General features: G+C 41.9%; 25 protein-coding genes. 8 read left to right on the top strand and 17 right to left on the bottom strand.

Annotated features, from left to right (window positions below; translation table 11 throughout):
* Positions 1-166: 166 nt before the first annotated feature.
* The 5 genes from CRO25_RS05125 to CRO25_RS05105 all read right to left on the bottom strand — a co-directional run bounded on the left by CRO25_RS05125 (position 167) and on the right by CRO25_RS05105 (position 4,024).
* Positions 167-478 carry a hypothetical protein gene (locus CRO25_RS05125; protein ID WP_079693701.1) on the bottom strand — a complete coding sequence of 104 codons (312 nt, stop codon included), beginning with the start codon at positions 476-478 and terminating at the stop codon, positions 167-169.
* A 132-nt stretch (positions 479-610) separates the two neighbouring features.
* Positions 611-2,113: a dienelactone hydrolase gene (locus CRO25_RS05120; protein ID WP_079693702.1), complete on the bottom strand. Its 1,503-nt coding sequence runs from the start codon at positions 2,111-2,113 to the stop codon at positions 611-613.
* A gap of 381 nt (positions 2,114-2,494) precedes the next feature.
* Positions 2,495-2,953 (bottom strand): Imm26 family immunity protein, encoded by a 459-nt coding sequence (locus CRO25_RS05115; RefSeq protein WP_079693703.1) that lies wholly within the window; start codon positions 2,951-2,953, stop codon positions 2,495-2,497.
* 154 nt (positions 2,954-3,107) lie between these two features.
* On the bottom strand, positions 3,108-3,461 hold the full coding sequence (locus CRO25_RS05110) for a hypothetical protein (RefSeq protein ID WP_079693704.1): 354 nt from the start codon (positions 3,459-3,461) through the stop codon (positions 3,108-3,110).
* Between the two features lie 77 nt (positions 3,462-3,538).
* Positions 3,539-4,024, bottom strand: a complete 486-nt coding sequence (locus tag CRO25_RS05105) for an HIT family protein (protein WP_256863536.1) — start codon at positions 4,022-4,024, stop codon at positions 3,539-3,541.
* A gap of 441 nt (positions 4,025-4,465) precedes the next feature.
* Between CRO25_RS05105 and CRO25_RS05100 the strand changes: the two genes are divergently transcribed.
* The 5 genes from CRO25_RS05100 to CRO25_RS05080 all read left to right on the top strand — a co-directional run bounded on the left by CRO25_RS05100 (position 4,466) and on the right by CRO25_RS05080 (position 8,075).
* On the top strand, positions 4,466-4,969 hold the full coding sequence (locus CRO25_RS05100) for a DedA family protein (RefSeq protein ID WP_079693706.1): 504 nt from the start codon (positions 4,466-4,468) through the stop codon (positions 4,967-4,969).
* 46 nt (positions 4,970-5,015) lie between these two features.
* A complete protein-coding gene (locus CRO25_RS05095; RefSeq protein WP_072733075.1) occupies positions 5,016-5,582 on the top strand; it encodes a class I SAM-dependent methyltransferase in 567 nt (188 codons plus the stop codon).
* A gap of 88 nt (positions 5,583-5,670) precedes the next feature.
* A complete protein-coding gene (locus tag CRO25_RS05090; RefSeq protein WP_079693707.1) occupies positions 5,671-6,351 on the top strand; it encodes a response regulator transcription factor in 681 nt (226 codons plus the stop codon).
* On the top strand, positions 6,338-7,444 hold the full coding sequence (locus CRO25_RS05085) for a cell wall metabolism sensor histidine kinase WalK (protein WP_079693708.1): 1,107 nt from the start codon (positions 6,338-6,340) through the stop codon (positions 7,442-7,444). Before CRO25_RS05090 ends, CRO25_RS05085 begins: the two co-directional genes overlap by 14 nt.
* Positions 7,445-7,478: 34 nt before the next feature.
* Positions 7,479-8,075: a class I SAM-dependent methyltransferase gene (locus CRO25_RS05080; protein WP_256863537.1), complete on the top strand. Its 597-nt coding sequence runs from the start codon at positions 7,479-7,481 to the stop codon at positions 8,073-8,075.
* A 218-nt stretch (positions 8,076-8,293) separates the two neighbouring features.
* On the opposite strand, the gene CRO25_RS05075 is transcribed toward CRO25_RS05080, so the two are convergent.
* The 6 genes from CRO25_RS05075 to fabZ form a co-directional block, all read right to left on the bottom strand.
* Positions 8,294-9,313, bottom strand: a complete 1,020-nt coding sequence (locus CRO25_RS05075) for a phosphotransferase (RefSeq protein ID WP_143806493.1) — start codon at positions 9,311-9,313, stop codon at positions 8,294-8,296.
* Between the two features lie 118 nt (positions 9,314-9,431).
* Positions 9,432-12,647 carry an efflux RND transporter permease subunit gene (locus CRO25_RS05070; RefSeq protein WP_079693710.1) on the bottom strand — a complete coding sequence of 1,072 codons (3,216 nt, stop codon included), beginning with the start codon at positions 12,645-12,647 and terminating at the stop codon, positions 9,432-9,434.
* A 70-nt stretch (positions 12,648-12,717) separates the two neighbouring features.
* The gene (locus CRO25_RS05065) at positions 12,718-14,280 is read right to left on the bottom strand and encodes an MFS transporter (protein WP_079693711.1); all 1,563 of its coding nucleotides are present in this window, start codon (positions 14,278-14,280) and stop codon (positions 12,718-12,720) included.
* 267 nt (positions 14,281-14,547) lie between these two features.
* Positions 14,548-14,877 (bottom strand): helix-turn-helix transcriptional regulator, encoded by a 330-nt coding sequence (locus CRO25_RS05060; protein WP_064637734.1) that lies wholly within the window; start codon positions 14,875-14,877, stop codon positions 14,548-14,550.
* Positions 14,878-15,042: 165 nt separating this feature from the next.
* The gene (locus tag CRO25_RS05055; RefSeq protein WP_256863538.1) at positions 15,043-15,504 is read right to left on the bottom strand and encodes a GNAT family N-acetyltransferase; all 462 of its coding nucleotides are present in this window, start codon (positions 15,502-15,504) and stop codon (positions 15,043-15,045) included.
* 69 nt (positions 15,505-15,573) lie between these two features.
* Complete coding sequence (gene fabZ / locus CRO25_RS05050) at positions 15,574-16,014, bottom strand: 3-hydroxyacyl-ACP dehydratase FabZ (protein ID WP_079693713.1); 441 nt, start codon at positions 16,012-16,014, stop codon at positions 15,574-15,576.
* Positions 16,015-16,363: 349 nt separating this feature from the next.
* On the opposite strand from fabZ, the gene CRO25_RS05045 reads away from it, so the two are divergent.
* Positions 16,364-16,639: a hypothetical protein gene (locus CRO25_RS05045; protein ID WP_063563735.1), complete on the top strand. Its 276-nt coding sequence runs from the start codon at positions 16,364-16,366 to the stop codon at positions 16,637-16,639.
* Between the two features lie 442 nt (positions 16,640-17,081).
* On the opposite strand, the gene CRO25_RS05040 is transcribed toward CRO25_RS05045, so the two are convergent.
* On the bottom strand, positions 17,082-17,504 hold the full coding sequence (locus CRO25_RS05040) for a MarR family winged helix-turn-helix transcriptional regulator (protein ID WP_079693714.1): 423 nt from the start codon (positions 17,502-17,504) through the stop codon (positions 17,082-17,084).
* Between the two features lie 119 nt (positions 17,505-17,623).
* On the opposite strand from CRO25_RS05040, the gene CRO25_RS05035 reads away from it, so the two are divergent.
* On the top strand, positions 17,624-19,132 hold the full coding sequence (locus CRO25_RS05035) for an MFS transporter (protein ID WP_079693715.1): 1,509 nt from the start codon (positions 17,624-17,626) through the stop codon (positions 19,130-19,132).
* Positions 19,133-19,676: 544 nt separating this feature from the next.
* On the opposite strand, the gene CRO25_RS05030 is transcribed toward CRO25_RS05035, so the two are convergent.
* Together CRO25_RS05030 and CRO25_RS05025 are read right to left on the bottom strand one after the other, a co-directional pair.
* Entirely contained in the window at positions 19,677-20,648 is a 972-nt protein-coding gene (locus tag CRO25_RS05030; protein WP_079693716.1) for an aldo/keto reductase, read from the bottom strand.
* 263 nt (positions 20,649-20,911) lie between these two features.
* Positions 20,912-21,307: an SDR family NAD(P)-dependent oxidoreductase gene (locus CRO25_RS05025; RefSeq protein ID WP_256863539.1), complete on the bottom strand. Its 396-nt coding sequence runs from the start codon at positions 21,305-21,307 to the stop codon at positions 20,912-20,914.
* A 159-nt stretch (positions 21,308-21,466) separates the two neighbouring features.
* Between CRO25_RS05025 and CRO25_RS05020 the strand changes: the two genes are divergently transcribed.
* Positions 21,467-21,937, top strand: coding sequence for a MarR family winged helix-turn-helix transcriptional regulator (locus CRO25_RS05020; RefSeq protein WP_079693717.1), 471 nt, complete (start codon positions 21,467-21,469; stop codon positions 21,935-21,937).
* Between the two features lie 244 nt (positions 21,938-22,181).
* On the opposite strand, the gene CRO25_RS05015 is transcribed toward CRO25_RS05020, so the two are convergent.
* The 3 genes from CRO25_RS05015 to CRO25_RS05005 form a co-directional block, all read right to left on the bottom strand.
* On the bottom strand, positions 22,182-22,478 hold the full coding sequence (locus CRO25_RS05015) for an immunity 53 family protein (RefSeq protein ID WP_064637725.1): 297 nt from the start codon (positions 22,476-22,478) through the stop codon (positions 22,182-22,184).
* Between the two features lie 33 nt (positions 22,479-22,511).
* Entirely contained in the window at positions 22,512-23,597 is a 1,086-nt protein-coding gene (locus tag CRO25_RS05010) for a protein kinase (protein ID WP_079693718.1), read from the bottom strand.
* Between the two features lie 73 nt (positions 23,598-23,670).
* Entirely contained in the window at positions 23,671-24,051 is a 381-nt protein-coding gene (locus CRO25_RS05005) for a hypothetical protein (RefSeq protein ID WP_079693719.1), read from the bottom strand.
* Between the last annotated feature and the right edge of the window lie 102 nt (positions 24,052-24,153).

The following is a 24,153-nucleotide window of genomic DNA, read 5'->3' as shown; positions in this document are numbered from 1 at the left end:
CTCAATTGGCTTAAGCCATAACAAAAAAGCCGCTATATAGCGACTTCCAATGGAATCATGTTCTTGTCTCTCGACACTTCCCTTAAACCATCGTCTGTCTAAATAATCCTTCTATTTTTGTCAACGTTGTTAGCCTTATGAATACCACATCATACGTTGGTTTAAATCACTTTAATTGTTTTAAATATTGCTCCATTACTTGTAACCACACTCTTAATTGACTCAAATGTTCTACTGAATGAGAGCCATATGGAAACAATTCAAATTGATATAGCTCTGGACTTCCAAATACATGACTAAAATTAACTTCAATTTGGTCTTTCGTAAAATTTAAACATTCATAGTAGCTCGTAATTTCTGCTTCACTATATTCATCTGGGCAGATGTAGTCGATTGCCTGTATGATTTGCTCATAATTATAATCTTCGGCTTTTACTTCAAATATGACCCTATCTTCATGTGAAAACTCACGAAACATGGTTGTCACCTACCCTAATCATTTTTTGGTGAACGTTGCTGCCTTAATGGGGGTTATATCGCAAACTTTGGGTCATAGAAAAAGAGCTAGTTGTACGTAATAGCATATCAAAATCGGTAGCCTGTTTGTAATTTATAATAGCGAGGTTACGAACTTCACCTCCGGAAAACGGCTGTCCGGTCCTTTCATTAAGATTCCGCCTTGATTCTTCAAATACATATCGAAGAAATCCAGCATATAGGCATTGATAACGGAGTTCGCTCTTTCTGGCACAATCTTTCCTGTAATGCCCAGCATATTGAAAACCGGAGAAATGAACTGTACATCGGTAAAATTCAAATGCTCTGTATTTTCGATATAGAGGATTTGTCCTCCTTCGTCGACCGTTTCGCGCATCCGTTCAAGCTCCAACTTTTTATCTTCCGTTACTTGATCATTCCACTCTCTTATTGAGCCCCTACGGTTAAGCTCTGCATCTGTATAGACCCGGTTATTTATCACCCTGTTTAATTCTTCGAAATAGCTTTCAGAGTTGATGAACAAAAACGGCTTTTGCAGATCCTCGCTTTCACGCAGTCGATACAGCCCTCCATCCAAGTCTATTCCGACCGCGATTCGTGGATCGTAAGAAGCGTCGTAGGCCGTCGCTCCGCCGATGGAATGACCGAACACCCCGATATGACCGAGATCAATCCTCCCTTTTAAAGGACTTGGAATCTGTCCAGATTGGATGAGCTCGAATTGGTCCAGCGTAAACGCCACATCGGCGGTTAACACTTTTCCCAACTTGTCGCGATTTTCTCTTCCCGTTCGGTAATCATCATCGGGAGAGAATAAGACGTTGGTTGTGCTAGTCGTGATTTGACCGTCCGGAAACTCGGTTGCAAATGTATTGTAGGTGTGATCGATCACTGCCACGATATATCCGTGACTCGCGAGATTCTCAGCTTGCGACGTATGGAGGAACCTGGACGAGCCAAAGCCGGGATTTGCAAGGATCAGCGGATATGAAGTCTGTGCCGAGGAGACCTCGGCCCCCGAATAAGCATGACTGGATACGTACTTCAAGTGCTGAAGAGTAAACTCAGGAAGGCCATAGTTCGCGGCCATATAACGTAAAATTGGAGTATCGGGAATAAAGGGAGCATACTTGCCGGTGCCAACTTTAACCGGATACCATACCTGAACCATCAACTCTCTCTTACCCTCTCTGGCTTTGTCGAAAATCTCTTCCCTATTAGTATCCACGAGATGAAAAGTTTGCGTTCCTACCTTAAATTCGCCTGTCGGTTCAGGTAGATTAAATACTGGAAAAGCATACATGAGACCCGCTGTTACGACCAGCATTACCGCTATAGCGGTATAAGCTGAACCCAACATGAATCGCGGGATTTTTTGGGGGCCTTTTTTTCTAAAATAGCTATAACCTGAAATGGCTAAAAAAAAGATCGTTATGCAATATGAGAAAAATAGCTGAACTCTGTATCCTTCCACCGTCCAATGAATGACCAATAAAAGAGTGGCGATCCCGCTTGCAACGAATAGCAGAATTCTGGGCCGTCCTTTTTTTAATAACAATGTTAATGCAAACAAGCCGATGTTTGACAATAAAAGCAACAGCTCAAACAGCCTCATCTCGATTCTCCTTTAAAAAAATTTCTATTTTCGTTTGTTCCAATATTATCCTGGCAGGTTGGCCTAAGCTATCGATTCAACTTACATCTACCTTACAATTTTGTAATTCCACCTTGCAGTACTGGAGGACTCGGAAAACGGAAATGACACAATGTTCTTGTCCTCAGCTTTGGACAAGAACTTGATTCCTTAAAACAAAAAAAGCCGCTATATAGCGACTTTGAATGGAACAATGTTCTTGCCCCGCGAAAACTGATAAATGACCTAATTGGTCTTTCAGTTTAGGGACATCGTTGTTATCCTTATAATATCGAGTTACACATTTACCTTAATTAAAAAACTTGAGAGCAATGAGCCCATTAAGCTTAAATTGAACATAAACTAATTTGTATAAATTAACTCATTATAGTACGTGTCCCATTCTCCAGTTATAAATCTAGCATTGGCTGCTTTTTCTAGACTAACAGGTGACCAAGACTCCAGTTCGGGGACTTCTTCAATCTCCGAAGCACTGGGATCTTCATTCACAACATCACCCTTATGATCTACCAACATATATCCATCTTCAGTTTCCACTTTGTACAACGGAAATGTCATGCTTGGTATTGGCCCATTTCCAATCACATTCCAGATACCATCTTCAATCCTAGAGTTTACAGTCTGTATTAAGAAAATGATGGGTTTCGAGGTGATTTCACTAACCGTTGGGTGTTCCATTGATACCAAATCATATACAATCATACAATCTGATATTCTTCCTTCAGAAACAACTTGTCCGTAACAATAACGACCCTGATTAAGTCTTATTGCGAAGATATCTCCTAACTTCAACTTAGGCACTCTTAGTCTCCCTTGCTATCTCTTTTTAGGTGAACTAATACTATATTCTTTCCACCTTTTCTCACTAATCTGAATTTGTTTATTTTGTAACACCAAAAAAAAGTTATACGAAATCCTTGTAAATGCAGAATTAAACTAGAGCTATCGTTTCCCGTTAGTTTAAAGACTTATTAGTCCTTTTGGGAGTTGGAAATTCCACAACTTGAATTTCAAATAGATCCAAAACCGCAATTATAGACAAAGCGAAACCACTGTTCCAACCCTCATCTATCCAATTTTCTTCAAATTTCTCCGTACATTCATTAATAAAATCTTGATTGATCAGGATTGAAGATGTTTCTGCCACTTCAGAGTATAGATGTTCCTTAACTCCAATAGTATCTATCGTCCATCTTAGCCCTGCCAGGAGTCCCTTATTGTAATCGCCTGTCGCGTTTTCTTGTGAAGCTATCCATTCAAGCAATTTATTTCTTCGATCTTGAGTAATTTCTACAGTAACCGTGTACATTAAATCAACTCTTTTGATGTAGTTTAACAGTCTATATAGTAAGTGTACAAAACTTTTGGAAGGATGAGGTGTTTGAATCAACTATCGTTTTTCTTTATCCAAGAACGCAACTTATCAGCATAGAGAGAGCGTTCATCTGGATCGGACTGAGAACCCTTTGACAGATAAAGTTGATCATTCATATATCTAGGATAAACATGGAGATGATAATGCCACACGTCTTGATTGCCAGCAGGCTCATTATGTTGGCGTGTAGAAATCCCATCACATCCATATGTACTTTTCATTGCAAATGCTGTGAGCTGCGCCGCGCGGTGAATTTCAACAGCGTAATCCGCAGGGAGGTCAAAGATGTTCTCGAAATGTTGATTCGGAACAACAAGAACATGTCCTTTATTGTTTGGCCACCATTTGCTCGCTATAAAAGCCGTTACCTTTTCATTCTGATAGATGATATCCCTTTGTTTTGTCCCCTGGTTAGGTCGCTCGATACCCCAAACACAACAGAATGGACATTCGTATCCTTTGGGCTCATGTGAAAATGATGCTGTCATCTTTCTCATTCCACTCCTCTCATATTTTTCCAACTAGCTATTAGGCGCAGGCAACTTTTGTTCGTTGCGTTATCCTCAACATCGGTAATCAAACTGAGCTCGCTTTTATTCCGGCATGCGTGGCTCTCTTCCCATGATAATCCGTTGAATTTAAAAGAAACGCAAGTAGTTCAGCTATCGCCAGAAATATGATTAAGCTGCAAGGTGGCACGGTAACATTAAATCATGCGAACAACATTATTGTTGAGACTGTGCCACTTGATCACCACTCCTGAATATATCCACCTTATCAAGTCTTGCCAGTAAGTTGGCAAGGCTTTTTTGTCTTGAACGTACCGTAGTTGTATCGCTTTGATTATGTAATCTTTAGATTTTCTTCAGAATTATGCTTATTAATTCCTTAGTTTTTTTCATTATGATTTCTATATCGACAAGAGAGGAGGCAAAACAATGATCAGTAATACGATCTTAGAGCTACTACATCAGTATGGATATCTGATTTTTTATTTTGCCTTCTCATTAGGGCCATTTGGCATTCCAATTCCGAATGAGATCACGATTATCAGTGGTGCCATTTTAAGTCACACGGGTGTTATCAATTCATGTATCACATACTTCTGCATTTTAACAGGACTATTAACTGCCATCACCTTTGCTTATTTTGCAGGGAAGTTATTTGGGCCCAAGACAAAACACAGATTTCAACATAATAAACACTTCGTTAAGGCTGAACTGATTCTGAATAAGAGTGGCAATTGGGCGATGTGCATCGGTTTATTCATTCCAATCGTGCGATATGTTCTCCCTCTGGTCATTGGACTGAGCGGCGTTCAGTATCGGAAATTTGCTCTCATTTCATATTCCAGTGCTTTGCTTTGGACCATAACGTATTTTACAGCGGGAATCTACTTCGGCGCTCCCATTCTATCAATGCTTCATTTATTAAAATTTTGATCGATTTTGATAACATACCATCACGTATACGGAGGAACCACAAACAATGAATTCCAATGAACCTATTTTATTTCTGAAAAGCTTTCTTCAAAGCCCAAAACATGTTGGCAGCATCATACCCAGTTCCCGGTTTCTCGCTAACAAAATGGTGAACCAAGCGCCTTGGCTTGACGTAAAAGCAGTCGCCGAACTCGGATCGGGCACAGGTGCCATCACTCGTTATATTCATCAACAGGCACAAGATTCGACCCAAGTGTTATTGTTTGAGATGAACGAGACGATGAGGAATAATCTGAAGACTGAATACCCTTCATTCCCCTGTTATCCAGATGCCTCTCGATTAGTGGAATCCATGAAGCAAGAGGGCGTTGAGCAACTGGACTGTGTATTTAGCGGGTTGCCTTTCTTCAACTTTGAGTCTGAATTGAGGAATACGTTGGTAGACCAGATCCATAAGGCGCTCAAACCCGAGGGGTTATTTATCGCCTTTCAATATTCACTTCAAATGAAAAAAACACTATCCGAAAAGTTTATCATCGAAAAGATAGAATTAGTCCCCTTGAATGTCCCTCCTGCCTTCGTTTATGTCTGTCGCAAAAAGGAAACAATTTAAACAACTCAGGCTATGGTTTACACTGATATTATCCTCTCTATAAGGATTTAAAATTTTATTTAAAACAGTCTAAAAGGAGTGTTCGATTGTGAGTACCGTTCTCATTGTTGATGATGAACCCGACATCCGTGATGTCATTCATGTCTATTTACGTAACGAAGGATATCAGGTCATTGAAGCCGCCAATGGTGAAGAAGCACTAAATATTATCAAAACTACATCGGTCCAGCTCGTTATACTGGATGTCATGATGCCCATTATGGACGGAATCAAAGCCTGCTTCAAAATAAGAGAAGTATCAACCTCTCCCATTATTATGCTATCCGCCAAAGAAGAGGACATAGATAAAATTACAGGCCTGACTACCGGGGCTGACGATTACATGGTCAAACCGTTTAATCCGTTAGAATTACTAGCTCGCGTTAAGGCTCAGCTACGACGCCAAACACTGATTGGCAAAGCAGAATTCAATTCACTTATCCTGATCAAGGACCTTGTCATTGATACAAGTAAACATTCCGTGAAGTTAAAGGAGAATGACATTCCACTAACTCCACTGGAGTTTTCCATTCTGGTGCTGCTTGCCAGCCATCCTGGACAAGTATTCAGCTCCGAGAAGATCTACGAAACCGTATGGAAAGAACCTTACGGGTATTCAGATAATACGGTTATGGTCCATATTCGCAATCTGCGAGAGAAACTGGAAGTGAATCCACGAGAACCTCAGTATATTAAAACGGTATGGGGAGTGGGTTATAAACTTGATTAGACGATTGCCACAGTTTAAAAAAAAGATACAGATTAACATCCTATATCGAATGTTGATCAGTTTATTAATTTCGTTTGTTGGCTCTGTGGGTGTAAATAATATGTTGATCATAGGAGCCGCAAAAATTAGTGAAAGATTTGAATGGCCATCACTTCTCTACATTTTCCCTTATGTTCTAACACCAATCTTCATCGTAATTTTCACGTTAATTTTTTTATTTTCCACACGAAAAATTGTACGAGATCTCATTACATTGGAGCAAGGATTGCAATTCATTTCAGAAGGAAATCTGGACTACCGGGTGCCCGTTAATCGACAAGATGAACTTGGGCGAGTCGCTTCCAACATTAATCACATGACTGAACAGTTGCAGCTGCAGATGGTTAAGGAGCGCGAGCTGGAGAAATCCAAGATGGACATGATCACGGGCATTTCACATGACCTGCGCACACCGCTTACCAGCATCATCGGCTATATTGAGCTTCTAAGAACAGAATCATTTCAAGACAAAGCAGAGTATGACCGCTTCATCCAGAACACCTATAACAAAGCAACGCATTTAAAGAAGCTGCTCGATGACTTATTTGAATACACACGTCTAACCTCAGTAGATACCCAATTGGATTTGAAAAAGGTTGACCTATATCAGCTATTGGACCAGTTGCTGTTTGAATTTGAACCTTTAGCTCAGGAGAATGGAATTCATATTGAGAAAGAGATTGGCGATTCCCCAATCATGGCCTGCGTGGATAGTTATAAGATTGCTCGGGCCATCGATAATCTTCTTATGAACGCCCTGAAGTATTCCTTGAAACCTGGTGCGATTCATATTCGAATGAGTATGCGTCATGAGTACATTATCATTAAAGTCGAAAATAAAGGTGAGCCGCTCACAATAGAGCAAAAAAGTAAGCTGTTTGATCGATTTTATAAGGTTGATTATTCAAGAAGCAGCGAAGGTATTCAAACGGGGTCTGGTTTGGGTCTTTCGATTGCAAGAAATATTGCGGAGTTACATCAGGGTACCTTAACGCTTCAACATACGCATAACGTATTTACGTTCCAGTTAAGCTTGCCTGCCAACATCAAGTGAAACATTATTGAATTCAACAATGGAGGATACCGCATTGAAAACATCCGAACCGTTTCTTTTCCTGCAAGGATTCTTAAAGAACCCCAAACGAGTAGGAAGTGTCCTGCCCAGTTCCAAATTTCTAGCCCATAAAATCGTCCAGTCTGTACAATGGGAAGAAGTTAAAACCATTGCAGAACTGGGGCCAGGAACAGGTGTTATCACACGTCTTATGAGAGCAAAATTACCGAAATCTTCAATCGTGTTTTTATTTGAGAGAGACCCCAAAATGAGGAGTAATCTGAAGAAAACATATCCTGAATTCATGTTCCATTCGAATGCATCCTATCTTTTGAAAAGGATCAATCATGAACATGTGCATCAGTTGGATAGTATCATTTGCGGACTACCATTTTTTAATTTTTCCAGAGAAATGAAACAAAACATCCTTTCACAGATGCATACAGCGCTTCGACCTGGAGGGAGGTTAGTGTTGTACCAGTACTCACTTCATATGAAGAAACGATTGGCTGATTTATTCGATATTGAGAGAATTAAATTTGTGCCCCTCAGCTTCCCTCCTGTTTTTGTCTATACTTGTCGCAAAAAGAAAGATGAAGGACACAGTGAAACGAGGGAATCAGTATACTAACCATAACCATATGAAGTGATGTGAAAAAAAATGAGAAGTCTCTCTCTCTTCAAGCTCGAAGACGATTCTGCGTTTCCGCCCGGCTCAAGCTCGATTTTGGTAAAAGCTTTTATTCACTTCTCCGGACGGGTCCAGTTTCATCTTGATTAGAGTGCCGTAGCTTCCCCGCTTGTTGGGACGCAAACGTACTGCTAAATCGCATCTCATGATGAGACAATTTAATTGAGCTTATGAAGTGTACCGTTCTTATGTTCATTGAGCAGCTTTGAGAAAAGCTTGCTAGAGTAATCAATCCTACGCTCTGGAAACTCGCCTGTAAGTATAATCTTCAACATATGAAGCAGACGTTTACCCGTTAGTTCAGTAGGCCCGAGAGACCATTGTCTAATACTGGGATATAAGTATATCAACCCAGAGTAACGAAATGCTGCCCTCAATCTTTCATAAAAATCATCATAGCTAAGTGATATACCGTTTGCAATTAATTCCTTGTAATAAATTTTGGCATCCTCAAGGTTAAAATAACTAGCCAGATCAATATAAAAGGGTGCATAATAACACCACCCGAAGTCAATAAAATAGGGTTTTCCATTGTAATAATGGATGTGGGAACCGTCTACGGATTGCAAATCTCCATGCGTAAGAGTTAGGCTTTCCTTCTCATCATACAAAGCCACCATATCACGTGCAAAAGCGTTGGCTTTTTCACGTAATAATGGCAGATACGCGCCAAATTCCCTGTAAAATTCGGGGTTCTGCTCTATAAGCGTTTGAAAATGGTCCACAGACACTTGTGTAACTAAATAACTTTCCCAATAATGACGGTCAGCATGGGGGAGCCACAGCATCTCCGAACCTCTATGCATATTAAGGGCATGGATTCTGGCTAATGCCTCCGCAACTCTTGGCGACCAGTCTACGCCAGGCGGAGGAGATTTAACACTACCCAAATCTTCTATCGCCATCCATCTAGGCTCATCTGTTTCTAGATCTAGTGAAAAAGTGGCGGGTGTGTTCTGATGGCCCTGGTCAGTTAACGTTTTCATTGCCATGCGTTCTTTTAGGGCAGCTTCTTTAAATATTACGCTCTCCTTTTGACCATTTTCATAAGTAACCTCTATACGACGTACATCCGCACCAGACCACCCACGTTCAGCATCCGTCATATACCCTTGCTCTAAATGACGGATCTTTCCACGTTGTAGTTCTTCGGCTAAACCTTGAGCAATTATGATCATATTATGTTCCAAATTAATCTACCTACCGATCTATTTAATTTAGGTTTACTCAATAGAGAATTTTTTTTTTGAAGTTCTAAGAATATCTCTAAGCAAACAGACAATCCTTTTCTATTATTTAGTGCATGGAATCATGGGAGACATGCTGCTCCTTCAGTTGATGCCCGTCGCGTGCACGAGTCTCTTGCTCCTCATTCGTCCTGCGGCCCATGAAAGGCCACCAGTTCGCTGGTCCGAACGTACGGACCATAACGGGAATGAATAGCGGCAGCATGAGCAAAGCGTATATAAACAGTCCACAAAGCACAATTGTTGCAATTTGCAGGAGTGACATTACGCCAGAAGGGAGCATCGCCGCAAACGTACCGCCCAGAATAACCGCTGCAGACATAATGACTGTTCCCATGTTTTTCATCGCTTCAAGAATAGCTTCCTGCGGCGAGAGATGGCGGTACTCCTTGAACCGATCCATCAGGAAGATACTATAATCGATGCCGAGTGCTACCAGCATGACGAAGCCGAAGAAAGGAACCGCCCAGCTGATGCCCGATTGGCCTAACAGCCGTACAAATATGACCTCTGCAATCGCCATCGAGGAATAAAAGGTAATCAGCAGTGAGGCTATCATATACAATGGCATAACGATCGACCGGAACAAAATGATCAAAATAATCGATATTCCGATCAACATCAAAATAACTGTACGCGAATAATCTTGTTTCGATATGTTGCTCAAATCGTTGTTCATGCTCGTTATACCGCCACTCGCCACCTGCGCGCCGCTATATGCAGAGCCTTGAATTGCGCGATTTACAGCCGCTTCAAGACCGTCGATTTGCGCCATTGTTTCTTGGGAGTAGGGGTTACTGCCAAATACAACATCGAACTTAGCTGTTTGACGATCCTCCGACATATACACATCAAGCGCCGTTTGGAATACCTCGTTCGCAATGGCTTCTTCCGGGATGTACCAGCCCGTCATTTGTTTATTCGGCGATCCGGCAAGGCCATTCAGGTAGCCTCCTGCCGAAGCGAGCCCATCTTTTACCTCAGTCAAGCCATCTACACTCTGATCAAGGCCGGTTGTAAGCCCGCCAAGCTGAGCATTAAGTGAAGCAAAGCCCGCTTGCAACTCTTTCTGGACATCGGTCAGCTCGTTAAATCCTTGTGTTACGCTTGGTAGCTGAGAGACGATTTGTCCTTGGCCTGTAGCGGCCTGCGCAATCCCTTTTTGCAGCTCGGACAGTCCAGCTGCCAGCTTGCCAAGACCCGCAGCCAGTGACGACTGTCCTTCTACTGCCTGTAAGAAGCCTGCATTGGCCTGCGTCATGCCAGATGAAATGCCGGCAAGCTGCTCGTTCAGCTGTTTCAATTGGCCGCTAATGCTTGAAGCTCCCACTTGCAGTTGAGCCAGTGTGCTTAGCGCTTGTTTGTAATTTGCATCGTTTTGCAGCTCTGGGTAGCTCTCTTGAAGATCTGAAAGCCCTTGCTCGACCCCTGACAAACCACTCGCAAGCTTCGCTTGGTCCGATGCAATGGCAGTGTAAGCACCTGTCAATGTTCCAAGACCTCCGCCCAGCTTATCATAGCTGGCCTGCAGCTGCTTGCTTGCGCCAGCCAACTGCTCGGCACTAGCCTGCGCTTGCTTCAGGCCTTTGCTAAGCTCGCCCGCACCAACCGTGCCGTCCTTCAAGCCTTGCTGGATTCGTTTCAAGCCATCACCAAGCTGCACAATGCCATCCTTCAGCTTATTGGTACCTAAAACGAGCTGCCCGGCGCCATCTGCTGCCTCATTTAATTTTGGTGCATTTTCATTCAAGGCGCTGCTTGCTTCTGACAGCCCATCCCCAATTTTACCTAAGCCTTCGCCGCTTTGGCCAAGGCCATCCTCCAAAGACACCACTTGATCGGAGACAAGAAATTGCTCCATAACCTCGCCTGTAGGGCGAGTAGCGCTGCGCACGGCTTTTACGCCTTGCGTATTTGCCAGTTCTCGGCTTACTTGCTCCAACGTAGCAAGCCCCTCAGGTGTATCCAGCGGCTTATCGGTTTTGACAATTACAGTTGTCGGCAGTGAATCCCCTGGGCCGAAGCTGTCTGATATGATGTTAAAAGCTTTAACCGAATCGTATTTATCGCCAATCTCGTCTAACGAATTAAAAGAGATCGTGCCTTTATAAGCTGTTAAGAACGGGACAATAATGACAGCTAATATAATGAGCGCCCATAATGGACGTTTCAAGGAAAATTTGCCGACCGCTCCCCATAGCTTGCTTGGCTTATGCTCCAAAGAACCTTTTGCCGGCCAAAACAGCTTGCTTCCGAGCAGCGCCATAAAGAACGGTACAATCGTAAATAATGCGATGAGCAAAATAGCTACGCCGACCGCAACGGCAACCGCCGAACGATAAAGCATAAACGTAGAGAAGCCAATAGCCGAAAAACCGACCAATACAGCTAATCCAGAAAACAATACGGTTTTTCCTGCTGTACGGTACGTATTGACGATCGCTTCCGTCGTATCACCGCCATTATGCTTAAGCTCTTCCTTGAAGCGGCTGATGAGCAGAATGCAATAATCGGTTCCTATACCGAACAATACGGCGACCAAAAAGATCTGCGTAAAATTAGACAACGGGAAGTCGAAGTATTCGACCAGAAAAGCAATAATGGACTGCGAAATTAAATAAGTAAATCCTACCGCTACAAGCGGCACGAACGGTGCGATGGCCGAACGGAATACTACGAACAAAATAACTAGAATAAAACCAAGTGTAATGAATTCTGTTTTCTTAAGTCCATCTTGCGAGCTTTGGAGAACGTCCTCGGAAATCAGCCAGTTACCCGTATAATAATGCTCCACTTTTACGTCCGAGATCGCCTCGTATAGGCCATTGTGTAGCTCAGAGATCTCACGGTCGCCGGCCTCGACATTCACGAGGGCAATGATGGTGTTGCCATCCTTTGATACCATCTGCTCTGCCAGCCCTTTGGTATCAAAGTGGGTCGTGACCGACAACACGCCGATCGATTTCCCATCGCTCTTAAGCTTGTTGATACCGCCCTTCACCTCTGCAAGGTCTTCAGCTGACAACCCTCCATCCTTATGGAACACAAGCACAGTTGGCATTCCGCTGCTGGTGCCAGAGCTGTCGTTCTCTCCAATGGCTTTTTCTAATTCGCGGGCTACGGTCGAGGAGTACCCATCTGGAACATTAATCTGCCCCTTTGTTCGTACCAGATCCTGCATCCCCGGTGCGGTAACCATCAGTCCCACCGTTGCAATCAGCCAAACCGCAAGTACCAGCCATCTAAACTTCAGTATTGTTCTCATTTCTAATCTCCCTCTTAATAAAGTAAAACTAAGGATTCATCATTTCCATTGCGAGTCTCTCGAAGGAAGATTAATTCCCGTTCTGTGTATTCTTTTTGTTTTTAATCAAAATTGCACTCGCGAATGTACCAATTATTAAGAAAATACCAATCAATAGTGTTACATTTTGCATACCTGAATTAAAAGCATTAAACACGAGTGACTTCATTTCATCAAAAGCTGGCATAGCTTTAAATGCTTCAGCTTGCTTGCTATCAAAAACTTGTGAACCTCCAAAAGCTCCAGCTTTATGGAAAACATCCAGCATTTGATTTCTAAACTCGGTAGGAATATTGGCTAAATTCATGATACTTGTGTTCAATGAAGCGTTATAACCTTCCGTTAATTTAATTCCAAGCATTACAACACCAAAGGAAATACCCACTTGTCTAAAGACATTTAAAATACCAGAAGCCATACCTACATACTTTTTATCAACTGAACTCATAGCAGCATTAGTAATAGGTGGATTAACTAGAGCATTGCTAATACCTAAAAGAATAAAACCAGGCATCAGATAGCTCCACTCAAACGGAGCTTTGATCATATAACGCATAACAAATATTCCGATTGCACCGATCAATAGTGCTCCACTAACTAACCAACGGTTACCAATTTTCCCCGAGATAATTCCTGCAATTGGACCAAGAACTATCGTAAAACCACTAATGAGTAACATTTTTGCACCTGTATCAAAAGCCGAGTAACCCATGTAATTTTGCATAAGAATGGTTAAATAGGTAAAGCCTCCATATAGTCCAGCACCTAATACAAAAGCTGCGATATTAGCCCCATTAAATGTCCAATTTCTAAAAATAGATAATTCAATCATCGGCTGTTCTACTTTTTTTTCGGTAATGATAAAAGCTATAAGTAAAATAAGTGATAATCCAAGTAGACTTAAAATGTGCCAATCAGTCCATGCGTAATCTCCATTCACTGACTTTTGAATTAAGGCTAAAATCATCGTAAAAATCATCGCTGTGCTGAAAATCAGTCCCCAAATATCAATTCGTCCATTTTTGTTTGTTTCACTTTCTTTAATCACAAACATTCCTAATATAATTGCTACAATCGCAACTGGAATGTTAACAAGAAAAATAGATCTCCAACCAAAAGCATCGACTAATGCTCCACCGACCAAAGGACCACCGGCAATAGCAAGCCCAACGGCACTACTCCAAATACCTAGTGCAAGTCCTCTTTGATTTTCAGGAAATGAAGAAGTAACTATCGTTAATGATAATGACATCATAGCTGCGCCACCAATTCCTTGAAATCCACGGAAGATGTTTAACCAAATATCACTGTTTGCCAATCCACTGGCTAAAGAGCCAATCATAAAAATACCCAATCCTAATAAAAAGACTTTTTTACGTCCGATAATGTCGCCTAATTTTGAAACTGGCAACAACATTGCCGCATAAACTAAAGTATAGGCATTCAACACCCATTGGAGATTTGAAAAACTCGATGAAAAAGCTTGTTGTATATCTGGTAATGCAACATTGACAATTGTAATGTCTAACATGGCCATAAATACGGTCAAACTAACCGTGGCTAGAACCCACCATTTTCTTTTTGATTGTGTCAAAATAAAAACTCCTCTCATGTATACGTGCGTACAAATGCATATATATATTAAAATGAAGAGCACTACATTATTTCGAATTCATGAGTGCTTTCATATTGTTAGATGTTATCTGAATGTCAACAGAGGAAAAGTTATAAAAGTACCCTGCAAGTTCACTTCATATTCCGATAATCCAAATCATGCATCTTTGATTGAATTAAAATAAACATCTTTATCGTGTATACGTGCGTACCAATGCATATATATATTAATATAAAAAGCACTGCATTATTGCAAATTCATGAGTGCTTTCATATTGTTAGCTGTTTGTTCAAATTTATCTACAATGAAATTGTTATTCGTTTTGTAATAAACTTCTCGCCCTTCTTTTCTCCTTTGAACGATACCAAAACGACTCATGAAGTCAAGGTGCCGAGAAATAACTGAACGATTCTGTGGAAAATATTCTGCAATACCACCGATTGTCATTTCACCATTTGCAGAAAGAAAAATTAACAACTCACTCCGCACTGGATCAAGTACCGCTCGAAAAAACTCAATATCAATATTGTCTTCTATCAGCTTTTTACATTTATTTGGATCAAGATTTAATCCCATTGCCATACCCCCTGAATTCATTATATGCATTCGTGTGCACATGTCAATGTTTTTAGAAAAATTCAATGAGCGGAATTTTATATTTCATACTCACACCTCCATAAAATCAGTCAGGGAGTCTCTCTATCTTTTGATCAGCTGTTATTCATTTTTCTTACCTACTGCTCAATCCCAGTGCTTTTCCATGGCTTCTTCACATCGAGAAAAACCATTTTTTGAATAAAACTTTACACTCTCACTACTTGGCCAAAGTATAAGAAACTCAACCTCATTTTCTTTTGACCATTTTTCCATAGCTTTATGAATTTCTGAGCCGATACCTAGATTCCTGAAAGCAGGGCGAGTATAAACATTCGTAACGTAACCGTAATAAGGATCTGGTGATTTCCCTGGCCTCGGAACTTTATGTATTAATTGCATATACATATGTGAGACAAGACTTCCACTAATCTCTGCAATCCAAATATACCAATCTCCACTTTTGATAGCTTTCACCAAGAACTCACTACAAACCTGGTTAAATTCCTCAAATGTGACCGCAGTATCCACACTTTCCTCTTCCGAGAAGTCCCAACGCATTTGAACAAGCTGAGGCACATCCTCCAATGTTGCCAAGCGAATTACCATCATACATCCCACCTTGCTTTTAAATATCTTTAAACTTCATTTTATCATATCTTTGCGCTAACCAGCCCGTTAGTTGAATGCCTCAATAGAATTAAATGCAAACATTATTTCTGCTTCACAAACCAATTCATTGTTTACCTTTGCGATGCCTGTTCCTTTGACAATCTGTCCCTTGGCTCGGGTCACTTCGAATTCCAGATGGAGTTGATCCCCTGGTTTTACTTGCTTTTTGAACCGACAATTATCAATACCAGTCAGTAACCCTATCTTATGGTTATTGCTCTCTACGTTGGACATAGCGATACCACCCACCTGTGCCAGTGCTTCTACAATCAAGACTCCAGGCATGACAGGATAATCGGGAAAGTGACCAAGGAAATAAGGTTCATTGAAAGTCACATTTTTGATTCCAACAGCTTTCTTTCCCTCAACGATTTCTAAGATTCTATCGACCAAAAGAAAGGGATATCTATGGGGAATACGCTCTTTAATTCGATTAATATCAAGCATGGATTTCCTCCTCTAATATTGGCTTATAACCATTCTAACGTCATTTGGAGAAATCAGCCATTTTTATACTAACCTGCCCCCTGACCTTTCTCTTCTTTCACCAACCCTAATCTTCCCAGCCGCTACAAAAGTCGGACATGCTCGAGTACCCGGTAATAAAGAACAAGGAAAGTCAATAAGCAATTGGACTTCTGCATTGTGGCTATGAGTATGAGAAATAACGATGCTCCTATTCCTAACAATTAACAGCTAACATAAATACCGCTTTAACAGAACGTACGTTCCTGTTATGATGTTATTATAGTGTTTTTGTTCTGGATTATATTTCTACTTAGAAAGGATACATAATATGAATTTATATAAGTTTGAATTAACGGTTAACGGATTTCTTTTACGCGTTCATTTTAGTGCATCTGAAGAAAGTGGGCTAAAATGGTGTAAACGAATTGCTTCTGAATTCCAGAGTCATGTTGCTAATTTGGAGATAAAAGTTGATATACATAAAAAGGAGAAGCAAAAGAATGCATGGGAATATCACGGAAAACCTTATTTATATGATCGAACACTGAGGAAAAAGCCGCTGACAAAGAAAAACAATGTAGCTGAATCAACTGCTGCTATGTAAAGGGAATTAAAGAGACGGAGAATTTAGCATACTGGAACATTTATTTGTTGTGTTTGAATTTCACGTTAAGTACGATACTGAAAATAAAATATTTTTATTGAAATCGAGGAATACTTTCACCATTAATATTACCTTCTCGCCAAAAGCTCAGCTCAAGCATAGTTATTTTAGGATTTAGTGTGGGCGGATTTTGGGCTATCTCTATTGCAGTTAATATACCCACAAACCCAATCTGGGTATAACGGATCGAACCCAGCTTTTTTTACAAACCCGTTCAATCAGGCCGGAAACATGCCGACAAGCAGTACGATCAGGCAAATCGTGGCTACGACTGACAGAGCCGGGATCATGATACCGATCACTCGGGTCCCAGATACCCGATCGTGGTTATGATCCATTCTTTTCCGGCAATATCCGCGTCAGTTGCTATGAACTTGATAATCTAGCCCTGTTTGCTGTCGTAAATTTTTTTCAGCAGGTCCGCAAACTGCTGTTTATCGCTTTCGGACAAACAATTCGTCATCTGAAGGCTGAACTCATCCAAAATCTGTTTCAGCATAGGTTCGAAATCTTTCGCTTTTTGCGTTGGATAAAGCAGGTAAGAACGACGATCGCGAGCATCCACTGAACGGTAAACGTACCCAGCCTCCTCTAGCTGCTTGACGCAACGCGTTGTAGTCGCTTTATCGAACTTCACTTCATTTGTGAGCTGGTCCTGGTTGAGCCCGGGATTCGACAAGATCGCCTTAAGATAACTGTGGTGCCCGCCCCCGCCGATATCAAATGGTTTTAATATACCAGCCAATTCTTTTTGGTTAATACGATGAACGTAGGACAACATTTTGCCAATCGAAGGTTTCTTCAACCCAGTACCTCCTTAAAATCTTTTGTATCCAAAAATTTTACCTCATGCAAGTTGCGTACGCAACTAACTTAAAGTATAATCAAAACCAAATTAGTTGCTAATGCAACTAATTGTTTTTGATGATAGTAAGGAGTGATTATTTAGTGAAACTGAAACTGGAAGACGAGAATCGTTTCATTACTTATCAAGATGACCCAGTTATCCAGAAAAGGCGTTGGATCATCCTGATAGTCCTGAATTTATTTACATTTATGTCGACGCTCGACGGCAGCATCGTCAATATTGCTCTGCCCGTTATCGCGAAGCGGATGGATCTGACAGTCGCTGAAGCGGAATGGATAGTCACCGCTTACCTGATGACCATTTGTGCAGCGATCCTCTTTTTCGGTAAGCTTGGAGACATTGTTGGTAAAATTAAAGTGTTCAAATGGGGTATGATTATTTTCACGCTTGGTTCCCTTCTGTGTGGGTTCAGCTTCAGCCTGCCGCTTCTCCTGGGTTCACGACTACTCCAAGCCCTGGGCGCAGCGATGACGATGGCCAACAGCCAGGGCATCATTACAGACATCTTCCCAACAACAGAACGTGGAAAAGCATTGGGATTGATCGGGACATTTGTCTCCCTTGGCAGTATAGCTGGACCGAGCCTGGGCGGTTTTATCGTATCCGGACTGGGTTGGGAGTATATATTTTTGGTGAATATTCCGGTTGGGCTGATCGCGATTGCGATTGGGTGGAAGGTACTTCCTGCTGATCGCACCAAACTGAAGGTCCGTATTGATAAGGCCGGGGGTTTGCTATTCCCTCTATTTATCATAGCTTTGTTTTCAGGTCTACTGCTCGGGCAGCAGGTCGGTTATGGAGATATGCGGATCGTCGCTGCATTAATCATCTCCGCCATTGTTTTTGTTATTTTCCTTTTCGTTGAGATTCGTAAACCAGAACCCATGCTAAAGCTTACCCTGTTTAAAAATCCGCTGTTCAGCTTAAGCATTTTATGCGGCTTTCTGGTATTTGTGGCCAACTTTTGTTTTAACATCATCGCACCGTTCTATACGCAAAGTATTTTGAATCTTACACCCTCCCATGCTGGGCTCTTGCTAATGCTGTTTCCGATTGTCATGGTGATCGTAGCTCCACTCAGTGGCGCACTATCGGACAAAATTGGTTCCGAGCTGCTCACTTTTGCAGGACTCATTGTGATGGTTATCGCTCAAGTCGGACTTGCACGACTTCATAGCGGCAGCTCTATCATTCTGGTTGGGAGTTGGATTGGTATGCTCGGTCTCGGCAGCGGTTTGTTTCAATCACCGAACAACTCGTTGGTAATGTCGAAAGTGCCCAAAACCCAGCTCGGAATTGCAGGGAGCATTAACTCGCTCGTCCGCAATATGGGCATGGTCGTGGGAATTACGGTTGCTACTACTACCCTATTTGGTGTTATGAGCAACTTGGCTGGTCGTAGGGTTACAGGACTTGTGCCGGGCCGCCCCGATCTTTTTCTATCGGGCATGCACGTGGTTTTCATGACATCCGCTTCAATATGCTTAGTAGCTGCAGTACTTACGGGTTGGAGGCTGTGGTCGGCAAAACGGACTTTACGCCGCGAACATTTACGGTCTCGATAATAATATACTGGAACTGTAAATCAACTGAGGTGCTGTTCTAGTCAAAAAAATAAATTATGTGAAAAGTAAAAATATTAATTAGTAAAATTATTTATGTACTCTTTTTTTTCGGGCATAAATTAGATTGATACGCAATCATAAATAAAGGCACTCAGTAATTGCGTGCCTTCTATGCCCGAAAGATACAATCCTTTTCACTTCTAATCTCCGCAAAATGGAAAAACCCTCTCTAATACAGCGGACCTCGTGTTAATTGTTAACCGTATTTTTTGCGCTATCGATTACCCAAGCCATGTTCAATAGATTAGGGGTTATTCCAGAAAGTTCCTCGGAATTTTGACTATAAGGTGTGCCTGAAACCAGGTTTACCTTTTTTTAGTCGGCTCCCAAGTGTTTTCAAACTGCTTTTCACATCGAAAAAGCGAATAAACTCTTCAAGGATCGTATCCAAGAAGAGTTTATTTCAGAAGATTTAACTTACAGAATCAATGTTGATGAGCATGTCGATTCAGGACGGTATATCAGTAAAGGATAAATGTCCAATTTATACTAATGGATGTGGTATATAAAGTTCTTCTAAACGGGTAATTTCTTCAGGCGTTAATTTAACCGTTAACGCCGAAACCGCATCTTCGAGATGGCTGATTTTGGTCGAACCGATTATTGGTGCTGTGACCTCTTCCTTTTGCAGCAACCATGCAAGAGCAACTTGTGCGCGCGGAATCCCTCGGTTAGCGGCAACTTCTGCTACTCTTTCAGCAACTTTGCGATCAGCTTCTTCCGTTTTAATAAACAACGCTTTTGCTATTTGGTCGTTCTCGGATCGCGAGGTCTGCTCATTCCAGTCCCGGGTTAACCGGCCTGCCGCCAAAGGCAGGTAAGGAGTGATGCCAACGCCCTCATCTTTGCAAAGGGGGAGCATTTCTCTTTCTTCTTCCCGATAAAGCAAGTTGAGTCTATTTTCCATGGAAACGAAACGTGTCCAGCCATTGCGCTCCGCGACATGATGCGCTTTCGCAAATTGCCATGCCAACATGGAGGATGCTCCGATATATCTAACCTTTCCCGCCTTAACTAAATCGTGAAGAGCCTCCATTGTCTCCTCGATTGGTGTATTAGGATCCCACCGATGGATCTGGTACAAATCGACGTAGTCCGTTCCAAGCCGTTTTAGACTGTTATCAATTTCGGTCATGATGGCTTTACGGGAAAGTCCCATTGCATTCGGACCTTTGCGCATCGGAACAAATACCTTTGTAGCAATGACGGTTTCATCACGACGGGCGAAATCCTTTAATGCACGTCCAAGAAATTCTTCACTTGTTCCATCCGAATACATATTAGCAGTACTAAAAAAATTAATGCCCATTTCGACTGCTTCTTTAATGATCGCTCTGCTGTCCTCTTCATCCAATGACCATGGGGTATTGCCGCGTTCAGGTACGCCGAAGCTCATGGTTCCAAGACTTAACTTCGAAACATCCAAACCGCTTTGTCCCAGTTTCACATATTCCATTTAATAACACACTCCTTATATTTGTAGGCGTTACGCCTTATATTATCTGTAGATCTTCTGGTGAGTCAGTACTAGAGATTAAATCACCAAAGGAACTGGCGTATCTCATTTGAGAACGTTCCCGTCGGCCTGTCTTCGCCGAGCATAGCAAGGCGCACAGGATGACGAGCAGCCTGTTGGACGGTGCCCGTGCCCTCAAAATTGTTTTAAATTCCGTTGCGATGAAGCTCCGGCATACAGCATTGACCTTAATTCCTGTGGACTCAAGTTCGATTGCGAAAGCAAGGCACCGAACACATTCGTTTCGAAAACTGTGCGTATCTCGTCGAGAGACGCGATGCTTGGGGAGCGGACCTTCCAACTTCCTCCAGTGGCCTACCTGGCAGACCTGCGGATGATATACCCGCGTTGTTAACAAGCACGTCAAGAGAGCCCAGTTCGCTGCGAATACGTGCTGAAGCAGCTGAGATGGAATCCTGATTCGTGACGTCGAGCTGTAGAGCACGAGCATCTTCACCGATACTTTTCGCTGCAGCCTCCCCTTTTTCGAGATTGCGCGAGCCGATGAGTACCGCAAAGCCTTGTGACGCGAGATCTTTCGCTATTTGAAGCCCGATTCCTTTGTTTGCCCCAGTGACCAAGGCGACAGGTTTATGCATTTTTCACTCCTTCCTTTACATCCTTTGCAGAACTTTATAATTTTCATAGGTTGACATATCAACCTAAAGACAAATTCAATTCCCTTGGTTGATATGTCAACTAACAAAACAAACTGTACCATCTTGTGGTTGACGTGTTAACCATGGTATTATATTGGCATGGATATTAATGAACTAAACGAAGACGAAATGCGACTATGGAATACATGGAAAGGCTCCTTTAAACGAGTCTTTGGCCACGTTGTAAAAGAAATGTCTGAATATACAGGACTATCAGAAGGTGATTTTGGAGTATTAGATCGTTTAGTCCAATTTGGGGATGGAAAACTTCGCCAACAGGAATTAGCTGACTCGATGGACTGGGATAAGAGCCGACTATCTCATCATCTAACGCGTATGGAAAAACGAGGTCTAGTTCTGAGAAAACCACTGGACACAGATCGCGGTGTGCAAGTCATTGTTACTCCCGTCGGAAAGTCAGCCTTGGATGAAGCCCTTCCCATAGTCTCAAAGGCAATACGCAAGTATTTTCTAGATCTATTAACTGATCAAGATATTAAGTCAATAACTGAACTGGCGGAACGAACCAAAAAAATTGACAGATCGCCTAGTAACGACTCTTCATCATGATCGCTGTTTTGGATGGCATGCACAACATATAAGTACTGCAATTGACAAGTAACGGGCCTCTCTCGCTAAAAATAGCGGAGGGGTCGGTTTAATTTTTCCAGTTGAAGTCGTATAGGTGTAATGCAGTCGAAACTTTATTGAATAATCATCAAATCAGTAATGTTATTGTTTTTTTATTTGGCACTAGTGTCCTAAAACAAGATTAGGGCAGCGCGATAGAACACATCGATAACTTCCGTAATTATCATCTTTCTATGCTTGAAGCCCAATTTTTAAAGTAAACTAGTATCTCTTCTAGATTCGTTGCTCCGCCTGCACCATGAAATACTCCATCCCTCACAATGCAGTAGAACCAATCTTCATCACTTCTCTCTTCTTCTATCGAATCAAATGGCGTATCCTCTAAATAAGTTTCCGCCAAATTGATTTCAACAGACCAACCGGGATTATCCACTGTATCAATTTTCACACCATATGAATGTTCCCAATCCCCATTACAGTTTTCATAATACCAGTTTTGAAGCCATTTTAATGTATTCATCATCTCTACCTCTTCTTTGGAATTCCATCTGGTCTAGTTAGTCTTACTACTACAGATCCGTTCAATCTCCTCAACTGGAAAAATCGTAGTTCTGCTCATCGAAACAAGATTGGTGTAGAAATCATTCATCACTACGGCTATTGGAGCGTACCGCATGATAATCTTTGCTGCTGAATCCATCAGCTCTGGCAACTCGTCGCGCTCAGCACAACGGCGTATGTAGTCTATACGTTCAGTTCGGTTTACCATGCCAACCAATGCCGTTACAAGCCAGTTCACTAACGTTGTTACCACATAACACCCATCATGAGTCTTGTTCGCTTCAAGAAAATTCAATTCGGAATCGGACAGTTCAAACCGAGAAGAGGTCGCAAGACCAAAGTCCGAAATATAAACACGGTTTCCGTCGGTTAAAACATTCTTAAAATGAAGATCGAAATGATGTAACTTGTTTGCATTCATAAAGGAGACAGCGGATCGCAGATTCAAATCCACCATGGATAGTGCTGAAGCGGCTTTACTCTCACCAATAGCAATCTGTTCGGAAAGCCAGTCGTGCAGGTTGTAGGGAATGTACTCACAGAACAGTACAACACTGTACTCGGATTGTTCAAGTGCCTCAATACGGTCACGCATTTTTGAAGTATCCCAAAACTCAACCATACGGGAAACATCGCTCAGTTCATCAGAGATTGGAGTTCGTCGTTCTGGACTTTTTAACACCCGCCAGTGGTACATTAACGGAAAACTCGCACAGTGATTTGCCAGCACCCAGTTGGTGGTCATGGTATGGGCTGCAACCTCGCGCCACACACTATAACCTGGAGAACCTATGCCGTACTGGCAATATGGAGGAAGTTTGAACACGTTTTCCGTGGACATGGCATTTTCAGTGAGCCTTTCTTTTTCCGTAAGTGGTATTATTTTCACGAAGATGGGCGTTTCCTCAATCTGCATCAAAGCCGTTGCACCACCAATGCCAGTATCAAGACCCGTAGCATCTTCTACTCGTTCTCGAAGCTGTTCATCACTGAGCAATGTTACGGTTGTGGACACGATAGCATAGCGGGTAAGGCGAGTGTCATGAGACACATAAGACTCCTTCGGTGATGATTTCATAGGGGGTATTCTCCTTTTTTCCCAGATCGGATGGCGTGAAGTATGTACATTTTGTACATTGACATAAAGTTCCCTAACTTTCTCTGATCATAGCATATTCAACGACGTTCCATTGCCCTTGCCGGTAAGCAAGTTTCATGTCTAAAGAGATTGATCCCTCGTTTGCACGATACTTACCAACCTCAATAGTCATCTCATCTACGTTGATCGATTGCTTCTGCTTTTCAATGGTTAGAAGAATGCCTTTAAGCATCGTTTTCCCCTGCTCATATAACTTTTGCTCTATTAATTGTTCATAGGTGTAGTTATAAATCTTCATGTTATATTCTTTTTGTAAGTATTCTTCAATAACTTGTTTATCAGAACTTTTCAAAATAACTCCATCTTCCCAAACCAGAGAAATGTACTCCATATCGGCATTAAGAGCTGTATCATTTGAAATCACTTCATCCAACGCTACGCGATAAGGTTCAGTAAGATCCTCCTGTGAACCTGAACTAGTCAAACTGCTGGAGCAAGCTGATGTTAGAATAATCAGTATAATGTTGAGAATAAA

It is taken from the genome of Paenibacillus sp. RU5M, assembly GCF_900221055.1.
GTDB classification, from domain to species: domain Bacteria; phylum Bacillota; class Bacilli; order Paenibacillales; family Paenibacillaceae; genus Paenibacillus; species Paenibacillus marchantiae.
This window is presented reverse-complemented; position numbering and strand designations above follow the sequence as displayed.

Coding starts and splice junctions, on each gene's coding strand:
- CRO25_RS05125 (WP_079693701.1), bottom strand. CDS start 478: ATGTTTCGTGAGTTTTCACATGAAGATAGGGTCATATTTGAAGTAAAA.
- CRO25_RS05120 (WP_079693702.1), bottom strand. CDS start 2,113: ATGAGGCTGTTTGAGCTGTTGCTTTTATTGTCAAACATCGGCTTGTTT.
- CRO25_RS05110 (WP_079693704.1), bottom strand. CDS start 3,461: ATGTACACGGTTACTGTAGAAATTACTCAAGATCGAAGAAATAAATTG.
- CRO25_RS05105 (WP_256863536.1), bottom strand. CDS start 4,024: ATGAGAAAGATGACAGCATCATTTTCACATGAGCCCAAAGGATACGAA.
- CRO25_RS05100 (WP_079693706.1), top strand. CDS start 4,466: ATGATCAGTAATACGATCTTAGAGCTACTACATCAGTATGGATATCTG.
- CRO25_RS05095 (WP_072733075.1), top strand. CDS start 5,016: ATGAATTCCAATGAACCTATTTTATTTCTGAAAAGCTTTCTTCAAAGC.
- CRO25_RS05075 (WP_143806493.1), bottom strand. CDS start 9,313: ATGATCATAATTGCTCAAGGTTTAGCCGAAGAACTACAACGTGGAAAG.
- CRO25_RS05070 (WP_079693710.1), bottom strand. CDS start 12,647: ATGAGAACAATACTGAAGTTTAGATGGCTGGTACTTGCGGTTTGGCTG.
- CRO25_RS05060 (WP_064637734.1), bottom strand. CDS start 14,877: ATGGGATTAAATCTTGATCCAAATAAATGTAAAAAGCTGATAGAAGAC.
- CRO25_RS05055 (WP_256863538.1), bottom strand. CDS start 15,504: ATGGTAATTCGCTTGGCAACATTGGAGGATGTGCCTCAGCTTGTTCAA.
- fabZ (WP_079693713.1), bottom strand. CDS start 16,014: ATGCTTGATATTAATCGAATTAAAGAGCGTATTCCCCATAGATATCCC.
- CRO25_RS05045 (WP_063563735.1), top strand. CDS start 16,364: ATGAATTTATATAAGTTTGAATTAACGGTTAACGGATTTCTTTTACGC.
- CRO25_RS05035 (WP_079693715.1), top strand. CDS start 17,624: ATGATAGTAAGGAGTGATTATTTAGTGAAACTGAAACTGGAAGACGAG.
- CRO25_RS05030 (WP_079693716.1), bottom strand. CDS start 20,648: ATGGAATATGTGAAACTGGGACAAAGCGGTTTGGATGTTTCGAAGTTA.
- CRO25_RS05025 (WP_256863539.1), bottom strand. CDS start 21,307: ATGCATAAACCTGTCGCCTTGGTCACTGGGGCAAACAAAGGAATCGGG.
- CRO25_RS05020 (WP_079693717.1), top strand. CDS start 21,467: ATGGATATTAATGAACTAAACGAAGACGAAATGCGACTATGGAATACA.
- CRO25_RS05015 (WP_064637725.1), bottom strand. CDS start 22,478: ATGAATACATTAAAATGGCTTCAAAACTGGTATTATGAAAACTGTAAT.
- CRO25_RS05010 (WP_079693718.1), bottom strand. CDS start 23,597: ATGAAATCATCACCGAAGGAGTCTTATGTGTCTCATGACACTCGCCTT.